Genomic DNA, 21,274 nt, shown 5'->3' on the forward strand with positions numbered 1-21,274 from the left:
TGTTTCTACGGCATCGTATTTCAGGTCGATCCAGGCAAATGTAAAGTCGGAGGCTCCGGGGGCGCCGACGCGGACTCGAGCCGCCAAAGCCAGGCCAGCAGCTCGGCCACGGCGGTATACAGCGCCGGGGGAATCTGGCTGTCGAGATCCACGGCCATGAGCAGTTGCACCAATTGCGGCGACTCGTGCACATACACGCCGGCCTCCCTGGCGCGGGCCACAATCGCCTCGGCCATCAAGCCCTGTCCTTTGGCGACGACTTCAGGCGCCCCCGCCGCATCGGCGTCGTAGCGCAGCGCCACGGCCTGGCGCCGCTCGGCACGCGGCCTATTCTCTGGCGGCGGCTGCGTGCTCACGCCGGTTCTCCCCCGGAAGACCGATCCAGTTGAAGCACACCCACCTCCAGACCCGCCGTCTGCAAGGCCCTGCGCAACTGCGGCAAGGCCGCATCGACACGCTCCTGCGCCTTGGTGTCGTGGCGAAGCACCACATCCACGCGGTGCCCGTCCAGCCGTAGCCGGGCCTGCACCGGGCCGAGCTGCGGCAGGTCGAGGTCGATCTGGGTACTCCACGGACGTTCGGCGGGCGTCTGCGGTCTGCCGCGATCTTCCGGATCGGGCCGCAGACTCCAGCGCGCGGTCTGGCCCGGCCACAGCAGCCCTTCCCAAATCACCTGCCCCTGCATCAGCGCCTGCAGCTGTTGCTGGACCACGCCGTGCAGCTCGGCGGGCAGGCGTGAGGCCAGCGCGGCCGGATCGCTCGCGACCTGCGGCCCGCTCTGAACCGTGCTGTACGCCGCCAGGGCGGCATGCCGAGGGATCGGCACAACGTCCGGCATCTGCGGCGCAGGGCTCGCCGTCGAAGTCGCCGTCGAGGCACTGGGCTGTGAGTTGGGCGTGGCCGACGGAGAAGCCGTGGTCTGCGGCGCAGGCGTCGTCTGCAGCAGAGGCGAGAGCCTGCCCTGCGGCTGCGCCAACAGCACCGACAGCGGCTGCTGGCCCTGCGCCCACGCGCCCAGATGACTTTCGTAGAACAGCCCGCTGTCGCTCAGCGCGCCTGCGAGCCGTTGCGCCGCCTGGGGCGTGGGCATCGTGGGGTCAGGCCACACGGGCGTCGCGGCTGCAGAACGCGCGCCGGGTGCGCCTGCGGCCCCCGCGCCCGCCTGCGAAACGCTGGCCGCCTGCATCTGCTGCAACAGACCGAGCAACTGCCCGGGACCGGACAACTGCGCCTGCACGGCCGCCGTCTGTCCTTGCTGCGGCGCCAGCAGAAACTGCGCCTGACCGTTCTGCGAACCGAGATAGATGAGCGGCAGACGCGAGCCGACCTGGGGCGCCGTGCCGGGCAGGGTCGCGGCGACCAGCGCGTTGCCCAGACGCAGCATCACCTGGGTCTGCATGCGTCCGTCGGCTGCGGCGCCCGCTGCCGCCGAGGCCCCTGAAGCCACCGGCTGAACCTGCACGACTTCGGCCTCGAAGGCGGTGCCCGGCGCTGCCGAGAAAGCACCGCTCTCGGCGCGGGCGGGGCCAGTCGATCCAACGGGGGAAACCGTGGCAACGCCGCTCAGAACCGGCGGCAGGCTCACGTCAATGCCCTCCGCGCTGCGCGCTGCGGGATGAGCGCTTGGGGCGGCCCGGCGCGGTCACAGGACGAACCTCCGTGCTGCGCGCTGCGGGATGAGCGCTTGGGGCGGCCCGGCGCGCTCACAGGACGACCCTCCGCGCTGCGCGCTGCGGGATGAGCGCTTGGGGCGGCCCGGCGCGCTCATGGCCTCAGACCGGCTCCTGGCGCAGGTGGATGATCAGCTCCGCCTCGGCTTCGCTCAGACCGCAGCGCTCGGCGATTTCACGCACGGGCAGGCCTTGGCGGGCCAGGTTGCGCACTTTCGCGCCCACCTCGTCAGCGGAAGGCAGATCGGCCGATTCGTGCAGCACCGGAAAATCGGAGAGCCCGACGGTTTCGACCGCGGACGCGGGGGAGACCGGGTCGGGGATCGAAACCGATACCGGCTCGGGCGCCGCCTCCGCGCGTGGCGCCAAGGTGAACAGCGCCGAAGGCGGCGGCGTCGCCGCGTCGCGCTCCTGCTCCAGGGTCTGGACGCGCAATTGAAGACCGTGGACCTGATCGCGCGTGGCCGCGAGCAGGTCGAGCATGCGCTTGAGGGTGAGGGTCAGCGCGATCTGCAGGGCCACGATCAGCGCGGCGAAGACGAGAAGGATGAGGGTCATGATGGCGCGAAAAGTGGGCAGACGGAAAAGAGGTTCAGGTGGAGCCGGGCTCAGGCGCGGTCATCAATGTACCTGCCGCGGGGCGCGTCGGGATCGGGCGTCGCGGCCGGGGGCGCATCGGGCTGGCTCGAAGGCGTGGAATCCTCGGGGGGCGTGCGCCCCGGCCCCGGTTTGCGCCCGGGCGAATCTTGCCGTCCTCGACCGCCGCCATCGGGCAGCCGGGAAACCGGGTCATAGGCCCCCACCGGATTGATCGTCGCCTCGTCCATCTTCACGCTCCTTCCGGCAGGCCCGGGTCATGACACGCCGGGCTCTGCCGCCCGCCGCGCGGCGGGCGCCTGTTCGGCGTTGCCTCAATGCGCGAAATAGCTTTGCAGACGGCCCTCGATGATGCGCGGGTTTTCACCCTCGGCGATCGCCACCAGGCCATCCACCTGCATTTCCTGCAATTTGGCGCGATTGTGCACGATGCCCTTGAGCTTGTTGGCCACCGGCAGAAAAAACAGATTGGCCGCGCCCACGCCGTACACCGTGGCGACGAAGGCCACGGCGATGCCGCCCCCGAGCTTGCTCGGATCGGCCAGGTTTTCCATCACGTGGATCAGGCCGAGCACGGCACCGAGAATGCCCACGGTGGGGGAATAGCCGCCCGACGATTCATAGACCTTGGCGGCCTGCGTGTCGTGATGTTCCACAGCTCCAATTTCCTGCTCCAGGGTGGAGCGGATCTTCTCTGGATCGGTGCCGTCCACCAGCATCTGCAGGCCTTTCTTCACGAACGGATCGGGCACCGACTCGACCACGGCTTCGAGTGCGAGCAGCCCGTTTTTGCGCGCGGTGTCGCTCCATTCGAGGATCTGCTTGATGGTCTCCTGCGGGTCACCCTTCGGCGGCAGCACCACCCAAGGCAGCATCTTGAGCGACCGCATGAACACCTTGAGCGGGAACTGCAGCATGGTGGCCCCCGTGGTCCCTCCCATGACGATGAGAAACGCCGTGCCCTGGATGATGGAGCTGATGTGGCCGCCTTCGAGCATCTGCCCCAGCAGGATGGAGCCCAGCGCAACCACGATGCCGATGACACTCAGAATATCCATGAAGATTCCCCGTCCCTGTATGGCTTGTTATCGCGCGGCGCGGCGGCTCGCTCCGCCGGCTGGCGCCTGATGCGCCTGCAGCCGCGCCCTCAGCCGCATGACCGCCTGTTTCATGAGCTGACTGACCCGAGACTCGCTCACTTCGAGCACGCGCCCGATGTCCTTGAGCTGCAGGTCTTCCTGGTAATACAACGACAGCACCAGCTTCTCGCGCTCGGGCAGATCGCGGATGGCGGCCTGCAGATCGCGCTCCAGCTCGGCGTCCTGCAGCAGGTCTTCGGGCAGCAGGCTGGCCTCGTCGGCCTTGCGGTCGGCCACGGAGCTGCCGTCGTCGTGGGTGAGGTCTTCGAGGTAGACCAGCTGCATGCTGGTCTCGGCCAGCGCGTCGTAATACTCGGCCAGCTCCCAGCCCAGATGCGCAGCGATCTCGGCATCGATGGGGTGACGGCCCAGACGCTGGGTGAGCAGCGCCTCGGTGCGCTCGATCTGGCGCTCCTTGGCGCGGCTGCGGCGGGGCAGCCAGTCGAGCTTGCGCAGCTCGTCGTAGATCGCGCCGCGGATGCGGATGGCCGCGTAGGTGGCAAACTGCGCGGGCGACTGCATTTCACCGCGGTCGAGCGCGTCCCAGAGGCCGATCATGCCCGCCTGTTCCAGATCGGAGAAATCGACCGAGGCCGGCAGTTGCGCCGCCATCTGGCCCGCGATGCGCCGCACCATGGGCAGATGCTTGGCAAGGCGCTCCTCGCGGGTTTCGGGGGCGGGATAGAGGCCGGGTTTCATCCGATCGGGGGCCGTGTTGTCGGTGCAGCGCGCATCAAGCGGCCTGCTCTGCCCGCAGCCACTGCTGCATGAAGAATTCGATGCGGCCGCTCGGCCCCTGCGGCAGCGGCCAGTTTTTCACCCGGGCGGCCAGCGCGGCAAAGGCGGCGGCGGCGGCGCTCTGCGGCGCCGATTCGACCACGGCGCGCTGGCTGCGCACCGCCGCGCGCAGCGCCGCGTCCAGCGGAATGCTGCCCAGCAGATCGAGCGAGACGTCGAGGTAGCGATCGGCCACGCCGGTGATCTTGGCGAACAGCGCCTGGCCCTCGCGCGCATCGCGCACCATGTTCGGCAGCAGGTGAAAGCGCTTGAGCCCGTGATGCTTGCTGAGCACTTTGATGAGCGCGTAGGCATCGGCCACCGAGGCGGGCTCGTTGTTCAGCACAACGATGAGATCCTGCGCGGCGCGGCTGAACGTGAGCACATCGCCCGCGATGCCGGCGGCACAGTCCACCAGCAGGTAGTCGAGCGGAATGTCCATGCTGCTGACCGCGTCGATCAGCCGCGACTGGGTGGCCACGTCGAGCGCGGCCATCCCGGCCACGCCGCTGGAGGCGGGCAGCACCAGAATGTCCTGCGGGCCGCGCACCAGCACGTCGCTGAGCTGCTTCTCGCCCGACAGCACATGGCTGATGTTGTAGCGCGGCGTAAGTCCCAGCAGGATGTCGATGTTGCCCAGCCCCAGGTCGGCATCGAACACCATCACCCGCTGGCCGCCACGCGCCAGGGTGATGGCCAGATTGGCGACCACATTGGTCTTGCCCACCCCGCCCTTGCCGCTGGCGACGGTGATGACCTTGGTCGGGGGGCGCTGCAGGCGGCGCAGTCCTTCGGCTTGATCCATGATGCGGTCCGGAATGAGAGTCAAGCGGAAGGAGATGCCGCCGCCGAAGCCGCAGCGACGGCAGCGGGCATGACGGGGGCGGAGTCGAAACGGGTCACAGGGTCGTGTTCCAGCAAAGCCGTGATCTTAGCCAGCGACGGCACGTGCAGGTCTTCCGGCACGCGCTGCCCGTCGGTGTAGAACCATAGCGGCACGCTGCTTTCCACCAGCCATTGCAGCGCGGCGCCGAAGCTCGGGCTCTCGTCGAGCTTGGTGAGAATGGCCGCCGCAACAGGCAGGCGCCGGTAAAGCGCCCAGAGCTCGGCATACGCCGAAGGCGCCAGGCCCGCGCCCACCACCAGCAGGCGGGTGACCCCATCGCCCAGCGCCTGCAGCCACTGCATCTGCTCGGCCATGCGCACGTCGCGCGGGCTCAGGCCGATGCTGTCGATCAGCACATAGCGCCGGTCGGCAAAATCGCGCAGATGCTGCTGCAGCTCCTCGCCGTCGCGCGCCACCGCCACGGGCACCCCCAGAATGCGGCCGTAGATCTTGAGTTGTTCCACACCGCCGATGCGGTAGGTATCGGTGGTGATCAGCGCCACCGCCCCGGTGCCGTGGCGCAGCACCAGACGCGCGGCGAGCTTGGCGATGGTGGTGGTTTTGCCGGCCCCTGTCGGACCGACCAGGGCATAAATGCCAGCCGCCGACACCGGATCGGCCGCCACCTGCAAGCCCTTGCCGAGATACGCGGCCAGCGCACCGCGCAGATTCAAGGCCTGGCTGCCCAGTTGCCGTGCCCGCGCGGTGGAAAAACCCAGGGCCTGCAACTGCTCGCCCGTCGGGGTGAGCGGCCCGGCATCGGCCAGGCCCGACATCTGAGACTGCATCCACTGGCGCAGATCCTGCAATTCGTGGCGCATGGCGCCCAGCTCGTCTTTCGGCTCGGCGTGGCGATCGGGCCGAGACGGGGGGACGTCGGCTCGGCCGACAGGTTGCGCGGGAAGCCTCGGCGCGACAGCCAGGGCGGCAGCGTCCTTCTGCTCCAGGGTGATCGGCGCCATCGGCGCCGCCTTCACGACGGGACTTCCGCCTGCAGGCGCCGCGACGCGCGCCACTGCGGGCAAGGGCAGATCGCCGGACGGCTTTTGGGCGGCACGGTCCTCCCCCTCCCAGCCTCCCCCACGGGTGGGGGAGGTGAAAGCTGCGCCTGGCGCTTGTTTCGGATGCCCTTCCGGACGTCCTCCGTGGATCGGAGAGGTGGTCTTCTCGCCAGTCGGCGATTCGGCAGCGCCGTCCTGCGCGGGGGACGGTTCGCTCCCTCCCCACTTGTGGGGAGGGTTGGGGTGGGGAGCTGTGGCCGACGCGGTTGCATCGGGCTCATGCTCCTCCGACGGAAACCGGCTGGCATCGAAGTCGACCGCCGCCATTAATTCGACGCCGCCGACGATTTCCCGATTCGACAGGATCACCGCATCGGCGCCGAGGTCGTTGCGGATGCGGGTCAGCACTTCGCGGGTATGGGTTCCGGTGTAGCGTTTGATTTTCACGATTGAGGCTCCAGCTTTTATGCGCCCAGCGTGGCGGTGACCTTGACCTGTTTCTGGTCGGGAATTTCAGCATAGGACAGCACGCGCAGCCGCGGCGCACTGCGCGCCAGCAGTCGGGCAAGAAACTGCCGCAGCGGCGCGCTCACCAGCAGCACGCCGGTCGCGCCCTGCGCTTCCATCCGCTGCATCAGATCGCGCGCCTTGTCCATCAGGCGCTGCGCCAGCCCGGGTTCGACCGCGGCCTGCTGCGGGTCGGCGCGCAGGCTGGAAAGCAGAATCTGTTCCAGCTGGCCGTCGAGCACCGCGGCGGAGAGTTCCTGCCCATTCGGCGACAGGCTCTGCACGATGTAGGCGCCCAGCGCCAGCCGCACCCGCGCGGTGAGTTCGTCGGTGTCGTTCACCTGCGCGGCATGCTCGGCCAGCACTTCGGCAATGGTTCGCATGTCGCGGATGGGCACGCCCTCGGTCAGCAGGTTCTGCAGTACCTTGCGCAGCCGGTCGGCGGAGATGAGCTTGGGCACCAGGTCTTCCACCAGCTTGGGCGACCGCTTGGACAGGTGCGCCAGCAGCCCCTCGACTTCCTCGCGCCCCAGAAGCTCGGCGGCATGGGTCTGCAACAGATGGTGCAGATGCGTGGCCAGTACCGTGCTGGGGTCGACCACGGTATAGCCCAGGGTCTGCGCCCGCTCGCGCTGCTCCTTGTTGATCCACACCGCGGGCAGGCCGAAGGCCGGATCCTTGGTGGGCGTGCCCTGCAGATCGCCCATCACCTGCCCGGGGTTGATGGCCATGAGCAGGTCGGGAAAGATTTCGCCGCTGCCCACATCCACGCCCTTGAGGGCGATGCGGTAGCCGCCGGGCCGCAGTTCGAGGTTGTCGCGGATATGCACCGAGGCGACGAGAAAGCCCATCTCCTGCGCGAATTTCTTGCGCACGCCGCGGATGCGCCCGAGCAGCTCGCCGCCCTGATTGCGGTCGACCAGCGGAATGAGGCGGTAGCCCACGTCCAGCGATAGCGTGTCCACCGGCTCGATCTGCTCCCAGCTCACCTCCTCGGGCTCGGTCGGCGCCGCCGCCTCCGGCGCGGCCTGGGCCTGCGCGGCGGTCGCCTGCTGCCGCTTGTGCTGCCACCACAGCACCCCGCCCAAGACGGCGGCAGCCCCCAGAAAGGCCAGGTGGGGCATGCCCGGAACCAGACCGATCAGGCCCAGAATGCCCGCGGTGATGGCAAGCACCCGCGGGTGGGTGAACAACTGGCCGACCAGTTGCCGCCCGATGTCCTGCCCGGTGGACACATTGCTGATGACGATGCCCGCGGCCATGGAAATGACCAGAGCCGGAATCTGCGACACCAGCGCATCGCCGATGGACAGCAGGGTGTAGTTCTGCGCGGCTTCGCCCAGACCCAGACCGTGCATGAAGACGCCGATGATCAGACCGCCGATCAGGTTGATGAACAGAATGAGAATGGCCGCCACCGCGTCGCCGCGCACGAACTTGCTGGCGCCGTCCATCGCGCCGTAGAAGTCGGCTTCCTGGGCCACGTCGGCGCGGCGCTTGCGCGCCTCTTCCTGATCGATCAGGCCGGCGTTGAGGTCGGCGTCGATGGCCATCTGCTTGCCCGGCATGGCGTCGAGGGTGAAGCGGGCGCTCACTTCAGCGATGCGCCCTGCCCCCTTGGTGATCACCACGAAGTTGATCACCACCAGAATGGCGAACACGATGATGCCCACCGCGTAGTTGCCGCCCACCACGAACTTGCCGAACGACTCGATCACGGCCCCTGCGGCGCCCTCGCCGTTCTGCCCGTGCAGCAGGATGACGCGGGACGCGGCCACGTTGAGCGACAGCCGCAGCAGCGTGGTGAACAGCAGCGCGGTGGGAAACGCCGAGAAATCCAGCGGCCGGGTGAGATACAGCGTGACCAGCATGATGATCAGCGACAACACGATGTTGAAGGTGAACAGCATGTCCAGCAGCAAGGTGGGCAGGGGCACCACCAGCATCATCAGGATGAGCACCACCAGAATGGGGGCGGTGAGCATGCGCCAGTCCATGCGCCGCAGCAAGGTGCGCCAGGCGGGCAGGCCGGAAGGTTGGGAGGAAGCGGAGGTCGCCATGGCGGTTTACTCGTTCACTGCAAAGTCTGCGGGAATCGCCCAGTCGTCCGGCGCCTGAGCGATCTGCGGGGCTGCGCGCAGCTGGAACACATAGGCCAGCAGCAGCGCGACGGCGTTGTACAAGGCCACGGGAATTTCCTGCTCCAGTTCGGCGTGATGGAACAGCGCCCGCGCCAGCGGCGGCGCCTCGATGACCGGCACGCCGTGCTCGGCCGCCACCTCGCGGATGCGGGCCGCCACCAGATCGGCGCCCAGGGCCAGCACCACGGGGGCGCGGTTCCGGCCCTCTTCGTAGGCCAGCGCCACCGCGTAGTGCGTCGGGTTGGTCACGACCACATCCGCCTTGGGCACGGCCGCCATCATGCGCTGGCGCGCACGCTCGCGTTGCAGCGCCCGCATCTTCTGCTTGATTTGCGGATTGCCTTCGCTCTCGCGCATTTCATCCTGCAGGTCCTGGCGGCTCATCTTGAGCTTCTTGTTCATCTGGAACAGCTGCCACGGCACGTCCACCGCGGCCACCAGCAGCGTGCCCGCGGCCATCCACAGAAAGGCATGCGCCGTAATCTGGCCGAGCTGAATCTGCGCCAGGTCGGGCTCCACCTGCAGCAGCCCCAGCAGGGCGCCGCGCTGATTCCACAGCACGATGCCCCCGATCACCGCGATGACGACGGCCTTGAGCAGCGCCTTGCCCAGTTCGCCCAGACCGTGGATGGAGAACATGCGCTGCAATCCGCTGACCGGATCGAGGCGGCTGAAATCCGGCGCCAGCGCCTCCGTGCTGAACACCCAGCCGCCCATGGCCACGCCGCCCGCGGCGCTGGCCACGAAGGTGAAGGCCAGCACGGGCACCAGGACCATGAGGCCGATCACCATCACCTTGCCCGCCGCCTGCAACATGGCCGTGGGGTCTTGCGAAGCCGCCGCCGACACCGTCAGCCCGGTGTGCAGCAATTCGCGCCCCATGTCGAAAAACCAGCCGCCCGCGACATAGACCACCGCCGCCATGCCCAAAAGCAGCAGGCTGGAGGTGAGATCGCGCGAGCGCGCCACCTGCCCCTTCTCGCGCGCCTGCTGCTTGCGCTTCTGCGAGGCCGGTAAGTCTTTGTCCTGGGCGCTGTCTTCAGCCATGGTTGACTCTCATGTTCGGTGCTCCTACCGCGCGCCGCCCTGCTGCAGCACCTGGCTCGACAGGCTCAGGCCCACGTCCACCAGATGCTGCACCACGTTCTGCATCACCGGCATGACCAGATACAGCGCCAGAAAGCCCATGATGAAGAACATCGGAAAACCCACGGCAAACAGATTGAGCTGCGGCGCCAGCTTGGTCAATACACCCAGCCCCAGGTTGGCGATGAGCAACACCCCGACGACCGGCGCCGCCAGGGCCAGCCCCAGGCTGAAAATCGCCCCGCCGCCCTGCGCCAGGGCGTACCAGGTCTGCGCCGTCAGCCCGAGATTGGGCGCGACCGGCAGCAGCGTGAAACTGCGGGCGATGACCGCCAGCAACACCAGGTGCCCGTTGACCGCGAGGAACAGCAGCAAGGTGATCATGTTGAGGAAGCTCATCAGACTGGTGACCTGCACGCCCTGAACCGGATCGAACAGGGTGGCAAAGCCCATGCCCATCTGCAGGCCGATCACGCCGCCGGCGAACTGCACCGCGGTGAGGATCAGGGTCATCGACAGCCCGATGGCTCCGCCCACCAGCATCTGCTGCAGCAGGAGCATCCACGCCGTGGCCGTGCCGAACTGCACCGGAGGCATGGCCGGAAGCGCCGGCGCGATGGCCACGGCCATCAGCACCGCCAGCCCGATGCGCAGCAACGTGGGCATATTGCCCATGCCGAACACCGGCGCGGCCGACAGCATGGCCAGCACCCGCACGAACGGCCAGAAGAACGCGCCGATCCACAGCTCGACCTGGGTGCTGGTGAAATGGATCATGGCAGATGCGGCAGCGTCAACCGCCGCTGATGAGATGCGGAATGCTCTCGAACAGACGGATGGTGAAATCCATCATCACATGCAGCATCCACGGCCCGGCAAACACCCCGGCCAGCCCCATGGCCAGCACCTTGGGCACGAAGCTCAGGGTCATTTCGTTGAGCTGGGTCGCCGCCTGGATCAGGCTCACCACCAGGCCCACGACCAGCGCCACGCCCAGCAGGGGAAGCGCCACGAGAAAGGTCACCCACAGGGCCTGCTGGGCGAGGGTGGTAATGGATTCGGGGGTCATCGCGGCCTCGCGGTCAATGGCTGAAACTCTGCACCAGGGAGCCGATCACCAACTCCCACCCGCCCACCAGCACGAACAGCATGAGCTTGAGCGGAAACGACACGGTGACGGGCGACAGCATCATCATCCCCATCGACATCAGCACCGCCGCCACCACCATGTCGATGATCAAAAAGGGAATAAAGATGACGAAGCCGATCTGGAAGGCCGTCTTCAGCTCCGAGGTCACGAAGGCCGGGATCAGCAGCGTCATGGGCGTGTCTTCCGGCTTGTCCAGCGCCTTGTGGCCCGAGAGCTTGACGAACAGCGCCAGGTCTTCCTGCCGCGTCTGCCCCAGCATGAAAGTGCGCAGCGGCGCGGCGCCGCTCTGCAGCGCCTGCTGCATGGAGATCTGGTTGTCCATCAGCGGCTTGACCGCCACGTCATTGACCTGATTGAGCACCGGGCTCATGACGAAGAAGGTGAGAAACAGCGACAGCCCGACGATGACCTGGCTGGGCGGCACCGTGGTCGTGCCCAGCGCCTGCTTGAGCAGCGACAGCACGATGACGATGCGGGTGAACGCCGTCATCATCAGCAGCATGGCCGGCAGGAACACCAGCGCCGTCATGAACAGCAGGGTCTGCACGCTCAAGCTGTATTCGGTGCCACCACCCGCTGCGGGCGTGGAGGTAAAAGCGGGCAACACCTGCGCGCTCGCCCACAGCGGCACGAGCAGCCATGCGCCCGCGAGACCGCGCGGCAGCCAGCGCGCCACAGACCGCAAGTCCGCTCGGCTCATGCGGGCCTTCATGGCTTGGCCTTTCCGCGCTGCTCGGCAGCGCGCCGCAACCATTCAGGGAAGGTCGCGGGCAGCGCCGCGCTTAAGCCCTGCCCCGTCTGCGGCGGATCCAGGGCGATGGGGGTGCTCAGCACATGCAGGCAGTTCAACCCCTGGGCGCTCGAACCCAGCAGCAATTGCTGTTCCCCGACCTGCACCAGCAGCAGACGCTCGCGCGGGGCCAGACTGAGGGTGGACAGCACCCGCATCGGCCCATTCGGCGTGCGCATGCCGGGCTGCAGGCGCTTGAGCAGCCACAGCGCGGCGACGAACACCGCAATGACCGCCACCAGACCGCCGAAGACACGCAGCAATTCGGTCCAGCTCAAAGGATCGGGCAAGGCTGAGGGCGACATGATGGCGACGGTTTCCTGACGTTGGGCTCCCCTGCCGTCGGGCGATTGACGCAATCACGGGAAAAACCCCTGTTTGCTGCCTCTCGACCCGTCATCCGGCAGGACTTCTGCCCCTGTCATTGCAAACCGTGGGCCAGCCGGTCACTGGGTTCACGCACAATGCAGCCACAAGAGGGTTTGATTTTTGTGTTCGGGTCATTTCGCCTGGTGCTGCCGGGCGCGGATTGAAACATGCGACTGATCGGCAACATCCTGTGGTTCGTGCTCGGCGGCTTTGTCATGGGCCTGGCCTGGTGGTTCACGGCGCTCGTCTGCGCCATCACCATCATCGGCCTGCCCTGGGCCATCGCCGCGTTTCGCATCGGCACCTTCAGCTTCTGGCCCTTCGGGCGCAAGGTGGCCGACAAACCGGCGGGAACGCTGGGTGGCGGCATCAGCGCCCTGGGCAATCTGATCTGGGCCATCCTGTTCGGCTGGTGGCTGGCCCTGGGACATCTGGTGTCAGCGGTGCTGTGCGCCATCACCATCATCGGCATCCCGTTCGCCCTGCAGCACATCAAGCTGGCCGGGCTGGCCTTCTTCCCCTACGGCAAGGAGATCGTGCCAATCTCCTGACAGCATCGGGCCAGGGCTACAAATCGCTGGATGCCGATTAAAAGATATGGTCAGCCGAAGAAATCGGCTGCTTGAGATGCATGGCGTCTGAAATGAGCGGCCTCGCGCGGCTTTATGCGCGAGGCCGCTCGATTGATTGGTAAGGCGCCACCATTACGACCCCGCCATTTCCATGACTTTGCAAACCGTTTTCCAATTGCGATCGGTCATGGGAACACCCAGGAGTCTCTCGGCGTTTGCAGCGAGCTTTGACCGACCCACTCCCTCCGGCGCGTGGAGGTAAAACACGCCCTCGACCAAAAGAAAGCGCTCGCTAACCTTTTTCAGGGTGGCAAGCTTCTCAAGATTGGGACTCTTTGGTGACGAAGAGAGAAAGCCGAGGTGCAAGCTACTCGGGTCGGTCACGGCATCCGGAAATGGATTCTCCACGATGGCTTTGGAAAGTGCTTCGAGAGTGAGGATGTGAACATGCGGCTCGAAGCTGCAACGCTTGTTGATCTCAGCGGAAAGTTGCCTGGAAAGATGGGCCAAATTCATTTCGGCACTTTCAAACACGGCGTTGCCACTCTGGATATATGTCCGCACCTTCCGCGCCCCGATGCTATCAAGGGCTGCAACAAGCGTCTTCATCGGAAGCGGATTGTTGCCACCGACATTGATGCCCCGGAAAAAGGCGAAGTATATATTCATTCAGGCCGGACCGGAGCACATGTCATGAGACGCTCAATGTAAAAGTGAGGGGCATCCCGCTTTGGGCTATCCCTCTCGACTGACGGGTTATGCCTGCGATGCATTTTCGGTGAGCGCAAGTTTTCTTGCCTTTGCAATATCAAGTTCAAAGTTGCCAACCTGCTCATAGAAGCGAGCGGCCTCAATGGCCGCTTTGACACCGCCGTAGTAAACGGTTGAAAGCTCTCCGTCCAGGTACTGAATAATCATCAAATCGTCAACGACATGAACGGTTTTTGATGAGATGGGGACGAAGCCTGTTTTCTGCGCCGTAGTTTTGACGCTAATTCTTCTGCCATTTTTGCAGACCACATCAAAACCATGCTGGTTGGGTGTGTGTGCAAGCGTGCCGCCTACTTCTAATGCACAGTAGAACTCACCGAGCCTGCCTATCAGATGGCGAACTTCAGTTGGCCTTACGCCAAATATATCGACCTCAAGTTTGATTAACTCAAGATACTTGTCGTAGAGAAGCCTAATTTGCTCTGACGTAATCATGTGTCCCAGCAGGTATAACGTCTGAATTCACCGGCCTGCGCGGCTTTTTGCGCAGGCCGGTGGAATGATGAGTTATACCAATCACAGAACGAAGTGTTCAAGATTGCGAAGGATGATCCTAGGTAACTCCATAAAGAGTACAAACTCTTCTTTGTCATCGATAAGGAATTCTTCGACAAATGGATTTCGAGTACTGCGCATCAACAATTCTTCGAAGTCATGGAGCAGGCGCTTGGTGGTGGCCGGCGTCTTCGAAGTCTCTAGCTTGCTAAGCAACTGAACTCCCTCGTCGTAAATCCACGGCATTTTTTCTCGATACAGGCTGAGAGCCATCTTTACGCCGATTTTTGGGTCTTTCGAAAAGTGAATCATCTCTTCAAACATGCCAGGATGAAACCTGCGCTTCCTTCTCCGTCCTTCCAGTGGGGAAGCCCGTTCAATTCTGGAGGGCAAATCCTGAAACATTATCTTTATTTCCTCGAACAGCTTGGCCGAAGAGTTTTCGATTTCCTTAACATTCGCCGAAGACTTCTTACCACCCTCGGCTGGCGTTCCGTCCAATTTCTTCAATATTTCTGAAATTGATTGGCGGAATTTACCCACCTGGAATTTAATCGTGTCTTTATCAGGTTCTGAATTTGGTATTCGATTTACAAGCTGAAAAACGAGCTTTGTCAGGGAGTCTTCATCGTCTCCGCAGTTCTGGAACTGGGCGAAGGGCCCGGACGACGCTTCCTTCAGCTCTATGCCTAGCGCAACGCCCAGAATTGGAGTGTCTAATTTTCCCTTCGCCATTCCTGCTTCAAACAGTATCCAGGGCCTATCAACGCTTCGCTTCGTCAATAGGCATACGACATCAGATGCGCCCTGAATGTTCTTAATGATTTCTGGATACCATTCGACACCGTATTCGATGCCTTGATTTCCTCGGCGATCCGAGGTTCTGAAGGACTTTAATACGCCAGCGCTTACGCTTTTCAATAGATTGCTGAATGCCTCAGCAAACTCTGCGTCTCTGGTGTCGTGACTGATGAAGACAAGCGGGTTTGCTGACTTCGCTACCTGGTCTAGTTGGTCTTCGGCCATTGTGGCTCCTTAGGTATAACGTAATGTATCCGACCCATCATGCTGGATAAGCTGGGCGGTGTGGGATATTCTGGTCGCATCACTCGCCCGAAAAGCAAAATGAATCATGGGCTTACTTGCCTCTTCTTGGTTTTGAGACAAGGATAAAAAGCCGAGAAACTCGGCAACCCTGCTGGTCACGCCACAGGGCTGGGGCTCTGGGGAGGTCAGAGACCACAGGGGGCGAGTCGGGCCGCTCAAGCTTGCCTGATTTCAACACGCGCCTCACTCCCAATGCCCAAAATTCAGCCGCGACCAATGCCGTAATAGCGTAAGCCAGTGCTGCGCACGAATTCCGGGTCCCAGATGTTGCGGCCGTCGAACACCACGCGGTCGCGCAGCGTGGACGACAGCGCGGCGAAATCGGGTGAGCGGAAGGCGTGCCACTCGGTGATGACGGCCAGGGCGTCAGCACCTTCCAGCGTGGCGCGGGCATCGGCGGCGAAGGTCAGCGCGGGATGCTCGGGCAGCAGACGCCGCGCCATCTCCACGGCCACCGGGTCCCAGGCGCGCACTTTCGCACCGGCCTGCAGCAGGGCGGTGATGAGGTCGAGGCTGGGCGCATCGCGCATGTCGTCGGTATTGGGTTTGAACGCGAGCCCCCACAGGGCGAAGGTCTTGCCGGCGAGCGCGCCCTGATAGTGGTCGCTGATTTTCTCGAACAGGCGCTGCTTCTGCCGTTGGTTGACAACCTCCACCGCCTCCACCAGCGCCGCGTCGATGCCATGCTCGCGCGCGGTGTGCGCCAGGGCCTTCACGTCCTTGGGAAAGCACGAGCCGCCGTAGCCCGCACCGGCATACAGAAAATGGCTGCCGATGCGGTGATCGACGCCGATGCCCTTGCGGATCTGCTCGATATCGGCCCCCACTGCCTCGGCAATGCGCGCCAGTTCGTTCATGAACGAGATGCGCGTGGCCAGCATGGCGTTGGCGGCGTACTTGGTGAGCTCGGCGCTGGCGGCGTCCATCACCATGATTTTTTCGTGATTGCGGTTGAACGGACGGTACAGCTCGCGCATGGTGGCGATGGCCTGCGGGTCGTCGCTGCCGAGCACGATGCGGTCGCCGCGCGTGAAGTCTTCGATGGCCGAGCCCTCCTTCAAGAATTCCGGGTTGCTCACCACGCCCAGGCGATGGTTGACGCCGCGTGCGGCCAGGCCCGATTCGGCCAGGGCGCGCACCTTGGGGATGGTGCCCACGGGCGCGGTGGATTTCTGCACCACGACCAGCGGTCCGGTCATGGCGCGCCCGATTTCGGTGGCCGCGCCCTCCACCTGCGACAGATCGGCCTGGCCGTTGGGCAGCGAGGGGGTGCCCACGGCGATGAAGCACACCTGCGAACCCGGCAGGCCTTCGGCGATGCTCGGGCTCAGGGTGAGGCGGCCCTGCTCGATGTTGCGCCGCACCAGATCGCTCAGGCCCGGTTCGTAGAAAGGCACCTCGGCCCGGTCGCGCAGCGCGGACAGGCGGCCTGCATCGCGCTCGATGCAGGTGACCTGATTGCCCACGTCGGCAAAACACGCTGCGGTCACCAGACCGACATATCCCGCTCCAATGACTGTGACGCGCATGATCAATTTTCTCTGGATGTCATGATGGACTGCTATTTTGCCGGATGCTCGCTGTCGGCTCTGTGACGGGTGCCCGCAGCATCCCTGGGTTGACGCATGTCAACGGGTTTGCTGCGACGCCACATTCAAATAGACTGATCTATCGAGGAGATGTCCGATGAGTCCGGCTCCCAGCCCACGGCACGGCACGAACCCGCGTTCGCAGCCAGCCGCAGCCCGCGACACTTTGCAGCCGCCGCCCGACAGCAGTCTGGCGCCCTACGATCTGATCGACCGTGGCCTGCACGCGCTTGCGGCCAGGTTCAGCCTGGGCCTGTCTCCCACGGCCATGGGCCTGGCCCTGGCGGACTGGGGCGCCCATCTGGCTGCGTCTCCTGGAAAGCAGGCCGGTCTCGCCGCGCTGGCCCTGCAACTGCAGCGCCAGTGGCTGCGCGATGCAGCCGACGTCGGCGCCTCTTTGCTGCGCGCAGACGATGCGCCCTGCGCCGATGGCGTCACGCCGCCGACGAACGACCGGCGCTTCGCCTCGCCCGAATGGCGACAGTTTCCCTACAACCTGCTGGCGCAGCATTTTCTGCTGCGCCAGCAATGGCTCGATGCCGCCACGCACGGCGTGCGCGGGGTGTCGCCCCATCACGAGCAGGTCGTGGCCTTCATCGCCCGGCAATGGATGGACATGCTGTCGCCCGGCAACTTTCTGGGCACCAACCCCGAAGTCCTGGCACGCACCCTGACCAGCGGCGGCGCCAATCTCGCCCAGGGCCTGCGCAACTGGCAGGACGACGTGCAGCGCGCCATCGACAAGCGCCCTCCGGCTGGGGTCGAACAGTTCCGCCCCGGCCATGACGTGGCCGCAACCCCAGGCAAGGTGGTGCTGCGCAACGCCCTGATCGAACTGATCCAGTACGCCCCGACGACGCGCAAAGTGCAGGCCGAGCCCGTGCTCATCGTGCCGGCCTGGATCATGAAGTACTACATCCTCGACCTCTCGCCCAGCAACTCGCTGGTGAAGTATCTGGTCGATCAGGGCCACACGGTGTTCATGCTGTCGTGGAAAAACCCCGGCCCCGAAGATCGCGATCTGGGCATGGACGACTACCTGCGCCTCGGCCCCCTCGCCGCGCTCGATGCGGTGCGGGCCATCGTGCCGGGCCAGCGGGTGCACGCCGCAGGGTATTGCCTGGGCGGCACGCTGCTGGCCATCGCCGCGGCGGCGCTCGCCCGCCGCGGCGACGAGACGCTGGCCAGCATCAGCCTGTTTGCCGCGCAGACCGATTTCACCGAGGCCGGCGAGCTCACGCTGTTCACCGACGAGAGCCAGATCAGCTTTCTCGAAGACCTCATGGGGTCGCAGGGCTATCTCGACACCACGCAGATGGCGGGCACCTTTCAGATGCTGCGCTCGTCCGACCTGATCTGGTCTCGCATGATGCGAGACTACCTGCTGGGCGAGCGCGCGCCGATGAACGACCTCATGGCCTGGAATGCCGACGCCACCCGCTTGCCCTACCGCATGCACAGCGACTATCTGCGCAAGCTCTATCTGCGCAATGCCCTGGCCGAAGGGCATTACCCCGTGGACGGCCACCCGGTCGCCGTGGAGAACGTGACGGCCCCCTGGTTCGTCGTCGGCACCGAGACCGACCCTGTCGCGCCATGGCCCTCGGTCTACAAGATTCACCTGCTGGCCGACTCGGAAGTCACCTTCGTGCTCACGAGCGGCGGCCACAACGCGGGCATCGTGAGCGAACCCGGCCACCCGCACCGGCATTACCGCTGGGCCGTGCATCCGGGCGGGCGGCCCTACACCGACCCGGCGCACTGGGCGCAGGCCGCGCAGGCCGAAGACGGTTCGTGGTGGCCGCGCTGGTCGCAATGGCTGATCGCCAAGGGCAGCGGGCAACGGCTGGCTGCCCGCGCTCCGGGCAGCGTGGACGACCCTGCCCTGGGCCCCGCGCCTGGCGAGTATGTTCTGCAACGCTGAATCCTTTCACCGAGCCCCCCATGACCGACGCGCTCTGCAATCGCACTTTCGACGACATCGTTCCTGGCGAGACTGCCTCGCTGCAGCGCACCCTCACCCGCGCCGACATCGACACCTTCGCCGTCCTGTCCGGGGATGCCAATCCCACGCACATCGACGATGAGTACGCCCGCGGCACGCCGCAGCGCCAGGTCGTGGCGCATGGCATGTGGAGCGGCGCGCTGCTGTCGAATCTGCTCGGCACCGATCTGCCCGGACCGGGCACGGTCTATGTCGAGCAGTCGCTGTCGTTCCTGCAGCCGGTGAGGCTCGGCGACACGGTTACGGCCTCGGTGACCGCGCGCGAGAAATTCGCCCCGACCCATCAGATCCGGTTCGACTGTCTGGTCGTGAATCAGCGCGGCGAGAAGGTCGCGGTCGGTCAGGCCCTGGTGCAGGCGCCCACGCAGAAGATCCAGCGGCCGCGCACCCGTCTGCCGCAACTGCACCTCATCGATCCCGGCCAGCGCCTGCTGGCCCTGGTCGACCGGGCCCGCGCCGGGTGTGTCGGCCAGCATCCCATGCGCGTGGCCGTGGTTCACCCGGTGGACGCGGTCTCCATCCAGGGCGCGGTCGATGCGGCACGCGCCGGGCTGATCGAGCCCGTCTGGGTCGGACCAGAGGCGCGCATTCGCGCCGCAGCAGAAGCCGCCAACATCGATCTCTCGGCCTGGCCCCTATTTCCCACCGAGCACAGTCATGCCGCCGCCGCGCTCGCGGTGCAACTCGCCCGCAGCGGCCAGGTCGGCGCCCTGATGAAGGGCGCGCTGCACACCGACGAGCTGATGCACGCCGCCTTCGACGCGCAGAACGGCCTGCGCACCGGCCGCCGCGCCAGCCATGTCTTCGTCATCGACGCCCCCGCCGCCGACCGTCTGCTGTTCATCACCGACGCCGCCATCAATATCGACCCCGATCTCGACACCAAGCGCGACATCGCGCAGAACGCCATCGATCTGGCGCAAGACCTGGGCATCGCCACGCCGCGCATGGCCGTGCTCGCCGCCGTGGAGACGGTCAACGCCAGCATGCCCGCCACGCTGCACGCCGCCGCGCTGTGCAAGATGGCCGACCGCGGGCAGATCACCGGCGCCATCCTCGACGGGCCGCTGGCCTTCGACAACGCCATCTCCCTGGCCGCCGCGAAGGCCAAGGGCATCCACTCGCCCGTGGCCGGGCAGGCCGACATCCTGCTCACGCCCGACCTGGAGTCGGGCAATATGCTGGCCAAGCAGCTCGAATACCTCGGCGGCGCCACCCTTGCCGGGCTGGTGATCGGCACCCGCGTGCCCATCATCCTCACCAGCCGGGCCGACGGCGTGGAAGCCCGCCTGGCCTCCTGCGCGCTGGCCGTCCTGCAACGGCAGGCCCGGCGCACCGCCATGGCCCCGGACATCACCGTCGCGGCAGAGCCGTCGCCCACCGGCGCCCAGCCCTGAGCAGGTGTGAGCCCATCGGCCATGTCCACTACGCCCACCCTGCTCTGCCTCAATGCGGGCTCCGCCAGCCTGAAGTTTGCGCTGTTCGATCAGCGTGACTGCCGTGGGCCGACCCTGCCCAACGCCCTTCTGCGAGGCGAGATCGACAGCCACGATGACCAGGCCACGCTGCGCTGGACCTACGCGCGCGGCGGCCTTCACCGCAGCGCCTCGCCCGACCCGCGGGGCGATCTGGCCGCCGAGATCGACTCGCTGCTCGATACGCTCATCCTTCCCGGCGGCTTTGGCCCGGTCGCCGCGGTGGCCCACCGGATCGTGCATGGCGGCTCGGCCTTCACCTCGGCACAGCGCCTCACCCCGGCGGTGCGCGCCGCCCTCGACGCCCTGCGCAGCCTTGCGCCCCTGCATCAGGGGCCCGGCCTTGCCGGCGTGGATGCGGCCACCGGCAGGCTGCCCGCCGTGCCGCAGATCGCCTGCTTCGACACGGCCTTCCACGCGACGCAAACCGAGCCGTCCCGCCGCTACGCCATCCCCCGCCACTGGCATGACCGCGGCTACAAGCGCTACGGCTTCCATGGCCTGTCTTACGACGCCATCACCCACAGGCTGCCCCCTCTGCTCGGCGCGCGGGCGCAAGGCGCCGTGGTCGTCGCGCATCTCGGCGGCGGCGCCAGCCTGTGCGGGCTGCGCGGCCTGCGCAGCGTGTCCACCACCATGGGCTTCACCGCGCTGGACGGCCTGATGATGTCCACCCGCAGCGGCGCCATCGACCCGGGCCTGGTGCTGCACTGGATCACCGAAGACGGCCTCGATGCGCGGCAGGTCACCGCCATGCTTTATCACGACAGCGGCCTCAAGGGCGTTTCCGGGCTGAGCGGCGATCTGCGCACCCTGGAGGCCAGCCCGGCCGCGCAGGCTGACGAGGCCATCGCCCTGTTCGTCGCCAGCGTGGTGCATCACATCGGCGCGCTCGCCGCCGACCTGCGCGGTCTGGATGCCCTGGTGTTTACCGGCGGTATCGGCACCCACAGCGCCAGGGTGCGGCAGGCGGTGTGCGACGCGCTGGCCTGGCTTGGCGTCTCGCTCGACCCTCTGGCCAATGCCGCGGGCCAGGCCTGCATCACCCACGGCGACAGCCGCGTTCCGGCCTACGCCCTGCCGACCGACGAGGAAGGCGTGATGGCCCTGCAGGCCGCGCGCCTGCTGGGCTGAGGCCGGGCGCTCG

At 65.9% G+C, this 21,274-nt stretch carries 22 protein-coding genes; 4 read left to right on the forward strand and 18 right to left on the reverse strand.

Annotated elements, in window-relative coordinates:
* Positions 1-20: 20 nt before the first annotated feature.
* The 14 genes from BVH73_RS00675 to fliO all read right to left on the reverse strand — a co-directional run bounded on the left by BVH73_RS00675 (position 21) and on the right by fliO (position 12,049).
* The gene (locus tag BVH73_RS00675; protein WP_079415196.1) at positions 21-356 is read right to left on the reverse strand and encodes an EscU/YscU/HrcU family type III secretion system export apparatus switch protein; all 336 of its coding nucleotides are present in this window, start codon (positions 354-356) and stop codon (positions 21-23) included.
* A complete protein-coding gene (gene fliK / locus BVH73_RS00680) occupies positions 353-1,585 on the reverse strand; it encodes a flagellar hook-length control protein FliK (protein ID WP_079415198.1) in 1,233 nt (410 codons plus the stop codon). Before fliK ends, BVH73_RS00675 begins: the two co-directional genes overlap by 4 nt.
* Positions 1,586-1,772: 187 nt before the next feature.
* A complete protein-coding gene (locus tag BVH73_RS00685; RefSeq protein WP_079415200.1) occupies positions 1,773-2,228 on the reverse strand; it encodes a DUF2802 domain-containing protein in 456 nt (151 codons plus the stop codon).
* A 50-nt stretch (positions 2,229-2,278) separates the two neighbouring features.
* Positions 2,279-2,497, reverse strand: coding sequence for a hypothetical protein (locus BVH73_RS00690; RefSeq protein WP_079415202.1), 219 nt, complete (start codon positions 2,495-2,497; stop codon positions 2,279-2,281).
* An 84-nt stretch (positions 2,498-2,581) separates the two neighbouring features.
* The gene (locus BVH73_RS00695; protein WP_079415204.1) at positions 2,582-3,325 is read right to left on the reverse strand and encodes a flagellar motor protein; all 744 of its coding nucleotides are present in this window, start codon (positions 3,323-3,325) and stop codon (positions 2,582-2,584) included.
* Between the two features lie 27 nt (positions 3,326-3,352).
* On the reverse strand, positions 3,353-4,105 hold the full coding sequence (locus tag BVH73_RS00700; RefSeq protein WP_079415206.1) for a FliA/WhiG family RNA polymerase sigma factor: 753 nt from the start codon (positions 4,103-4,105) through the stop codon (positions 3,353-3,355).
* 34 nt (positions 4,106-4,139) lie between these two features.
* The gene (locus tag BVH73_RS00705; RefSeq protein WP_079415208.1) at positions 4,140-4,988 is read right to left on the reverse strand and encodes a MinD/ParA family protein; all 849 of its coding nucleotides are present in this window, start codon (positions 4,986-4,988) and stop codon (positions 4,140-4,142) included.
* Between the two features lie 20 nt (positions 4,989-5,008).
* Entirely contained in the window at positions 5,009-6,517 is a 1,509-nt protein-coding gene (locus BVH73_RS00710) for a flagellar biosynthesis protein FlhF (protein ID WP_079415210.1), read from the reverse strand.
* A 17-nt stretch (positions 6,518-6,534) separates the two neighbouring features.
* Positions 6,535-8,637, reverse strand: a complete 2,103-nt coding sequence (flhA, locus tag BVH73_RS00715) for a flagellar biosynthesis protein FlhA (RefSeq protein WP_079415212.1) — start codon at positions 8,635-8,637, stop codon at positions 6,535-6,537.
* Positions 8,638-8,643: 6 nt separating this feature from the next.
* Complete coding sequence (flhB, locus tag BVH73_RS00720) at positions 8,644-9,765, reverse strand: flagellar biosynthesis protein FlhB (RefSeq protein ID WP_079415214.1); 1,122 nt, start codon at positions 9,763-9,765, stop codon at positions 8,644-8,646.
* A 24-nt stretch (positions 9,766-9,789) separates the two neighbouring features.
* Positions 9,790-10,581, reverse strand: a complete 792-nt coding sequence (fliR, locus tag BVH73_RS00725; RefSeq protein WP_079415216.1) for a flagellar biosynthetic protein FliR — start codon at positions 10,579-10,581, stop codon at positions 9,790-9,792.
* A gap of 16 nt (positions 10,582-10,597) precedes the next feature.
* A complete protein-coding gene (fliQ, locus tag BVH73_RS00730; protein WP_079415218.1) occupies positions 10,598-10,873 on the reverse strand; it encodes a flagellar biosynthesis protein FliQ in 276 nt (91 codons plus the stop codon).
* A 13-nt stretch (positions 10,874-10,886) separates the two neighbouring features.
* On the reverse strand, positions 10,887-11,654 hold the full coding sequence (gene fliP, locus BVH73_RS00735; protein ID WP_179947954.1) for a flagellar type III secretion system pore protein FliP: 768 nt from the start codon (positions 11,652-11,654) through the stop codon (positions 10,887-10,889).
* A gap of 8 nt (positions 11,655-11,662) precedes the next feature.
* Entirely contained in the window at positions 11,663-12,049 is a 387-nt protein-coding gene (gene fliO, locus BVH73_RS00740) for a flagellar biosynthetic protein FliO (protein ID WP_079415220.1), read from the reverse strand.
* A gap of 231 nt (positions 12,050-12,280) precedes the next feature.
* On the opposite strand from fliO, the gene BVH73_RS00745 reads away from it, so the two are divergent.
* Complete coding sequence (locus BVH73_RS00745) at positions 12,281-12,664, forward strand: YccF domain-containing protein (protein ID WP_079415222.1); 384 nt, start codon at positions 12,281-12,283, stop codon at positions 12,662-12,664.
* 153 nt (positions 12,665-12,817) lie between these two features.
* Here BVH73_RS00745 and BVH73_RS00750 read toward each other — a convergent pair whose 3' ends face one another.
* From BVH73_RS00750 to BVH73_RS00765, 4 genes are all read right to left on the reverse strand, one after another.
* On the reverse strand, positions 12,818-13,354 hold the full coding sequence (locus BVH73_RS00750) for a DUF1697 domain-containing protein (RefSeq protein ID WP_079415224.1): 537 nt from the start codon (positions 13,352-13,354) through the stop codon (positions 12,818-12,820).
* 87 nt (positions 13,355-13,441) lie between these two features.
* Positions 13,442-13,891 (reverse strand): DUF6998 domain-containing protein, encoded by a 450-nt coding sequence (locus tag BVH73_RS00755; protein WP_079415226.1) that lies wholly within the window; start codon positions 13,889-13,891, stop codon positions 13,442-13,444.
* An 81-nt stretch (positions 13,892-13,972) separates the two neighbouring features.
* Positions 13,973-14,977, reverse strand: a complete 1,005-nt coding sequence (locus BVH73_RS00760; protein ID WP_079415228.1) for a toll/interleukin-1 receptor domain-containing protein — start codon at positions 14,975-14,977, stop codon at positions 13,973-13,975.
* A gap of 284 nt (positions 14,978-15,261) precedes the next feature.
* Positions 15,262-16,587: a UDP-glucose dehydrogenase family protein gene (locus tag BVH73_RS00765; RefSeq protein ID WP_079420201.1), complete on the reverse strand. Its 1,326-nt coding sequence runs from the start codon at positions 16,585-16,587 to the stop codon at positions 15,262-15,264.
* A gap of 157 nt (positions 16,588-16,744) precedes the next feature.
* Between BVH73_RS00765 and BVH73_RS00770 the strand changes: the two genes are divergently transcribed.
* The 3 genes from BVH73_RS00770 to BVH73_RS00780 are packed head-to-tail and all read left to right on the forward strand — an operon-like array spanning position 16,745 to position 21,261.
* The gene (locus BVH73_RS00770) at positions 16,745-18,571 is read left to right on the forward strand and encodes a PHA/PHB synthase family protein (RefSeq protein WP_079415230.1); all 1,827 of its coding nucleotides are present in this window, start codon (positions 16,745-16,747) and stop codon (positions 18,569-18,571) included.
* Between the two features lie 20 nt (positions 18,572-18,591).
* On the forward strand, positions 18,592-20,049 hold the full coding sequence (locus BVH73_RS00775) for a bifunctional enoyl-CoA hydratase/phosphate acetyltransferase (protein WP_079415232.1): 1,458 nt from the start codon (positions 18,592-18,594) through the stop codon (positions 20,047-20,049).
* A gap of 21 nt (positions 20,050-20,070) precedes the next feature.
* A complete protein-coding gene (locus tag BVH73_RS00780) occupies positions 20,071-21,261 on the forward strand; it encodes an acetate/propionate family kinase (protein WP_079415234.1) in 1,191 nt (396 codons plus the stop codon).
* Positions 21,262-21,274 lie beyond the last annotated feature (13 nt).

Source organism: Thiomonas intermedia (genome assembly GCF_002028405.1).
Lineage (GTDB): Bacteria > Pseudomonadota > Gammaproteobacteria > Burkholderiales > Burkholderiaceae_C > Thiomonas > Thiomonas intermedia.

Excerpts from the sequence above, each read along its gene's own strand:
- BVH73_RS00690 (WP_079415202.1), bottom strand. The coding sequence starts at position 2,497 with ATGGACGAGGCGACGATCAATCCGGTGGGGGCCTATGACCCGGTTTCC.
- fliO (WP_079415220.1), bottom strand. The coding sequence starts at position 12,049 with ATGTCGCCCTCAGCCTTGCCCGATCCTTTGAGCTGGACCGAATTGCTG.
- flhA (WP_079415212.1), bottom strand. The coding sequence starts at position 8,637 with ATGGCGACCTCCGCTTCCTCCCAACCTTCCGGCCTGCCCGCCTGGCGC.
- BVH73_RS00775 (WP_079415232.1), top strand. The coding sequence starts at position 18,592 with ATGACCGACGCGCTCTGCAATCGCACTTTCGACGACATCGTTCCTGGC.
- flhB (WP_079415214.1), bottom strand. The coding sequence starts at position 9,765 with ATGGCTGAAGACAGCGCCCAGGACAAAGACTTACCGGCCTCGCAGAAG.
- BVH73_RS00695 (WP_079415204.1), bottom strand. The coding sequence starts at position 3,325 with ATGGATATTCTGAGTGTCATCGGCATCGTGGTTGCGCTGGGCTCCATC.
- BVH73_RS00760 (WP_079415228.1), bottom strand. The coding sequence starts at position 14,977 with ATGGCCGAAGACCAACTAGACCAGGTAGCGAAGTCAGCAAACCCGCTT.
- fliR (WP_079415216.1), bottom strand. The coding sequence starts at position 10,581 with ATGATCCATTTCACCAGCACCCAGGTCGAGCTGTGGATCGGCGCGTTC.
- BVH73_RS00750 (WP_079415224.1), bottom strand. The coding sequence starts at position 13,354 with ATGAATATATACTTCGCCTTTTTCCGGGGCATCAATGTCGGTGGCAAC.
- BVH73_RS00770 (WP_079415230.1), top strand. The coding sequence starts at position 16,745 with ATGAGTCCGGCTCCCAGCCCACGGCACGGCACGAACCCGCGTTCGCAG.
- BVH73_RS00765 (WP_079420201.1), bottom strand. The coding sequence starts at position 16,587 with ATGCGCGTCACAGTCATTGGAGCGGGATATGTCGGTCTGGTGACCGCA.
- fliQ (WP_079415218.1), bottom strand. The coding sequence starts at position 10,873 with ATGACCCCCGAATCCATTACCACCCTCGCCCAGCAGGCCCTGTGGGTG.
- BVH73_RS00700 (WP_079415206.1), bottom strand. The coding sequence starts at position 4,105 with ATGAAACCCGGCCTCTATCCCGCCCCCGAAACCCGCGAGGAGCGCCTT.
- BVH73_RS00780 (WP_079415234.1), top strand. The coding sequence starts at position 20,071 with ATGTCCACTACGCCCACCCTGCTCTGCCTCAATGCGGGCTCCGCCAGC.
- BVH73_RS00745 (WP_079415222.1), top strand. The coding sequence starts at position 12,281 with ATGCGACTGATCGGCAACATCCTGTGGTTCGTGCTCGGCGGCTTTGTC.
- fliP (WP_179947954.1), bottom strand. The coding sequence starts at position 11,654 with ATGAGCCGAGCGGACTTGCGGTCTGTGGCGCGCTGGCTGCCGCGCGGT.
- BVH73_RS00755 (WP_079415226.1), bottom strand. The coding sequence starts at position 13,891 with ATGATTACGTCAGAGCAAATTAGGCTTCTCTACGACAAGTATCTTGAG.
- BVH73_RS00685 (WP_079415200.1), bottom strand. The coding sequence starts at position 2,228 with ATGACCCTCATCCTTCTCGTCTTCGCCGCGCTGATCGTGGCCCTGCAG.
- BVH73_RS00705 (WP_079415208.1), bottom strand. The coding sequence starts at position 4,988 with ATGGATCAAGCCGAAGGACTGCGCCGCCTGCAGCGCCCCCCGACCAAG.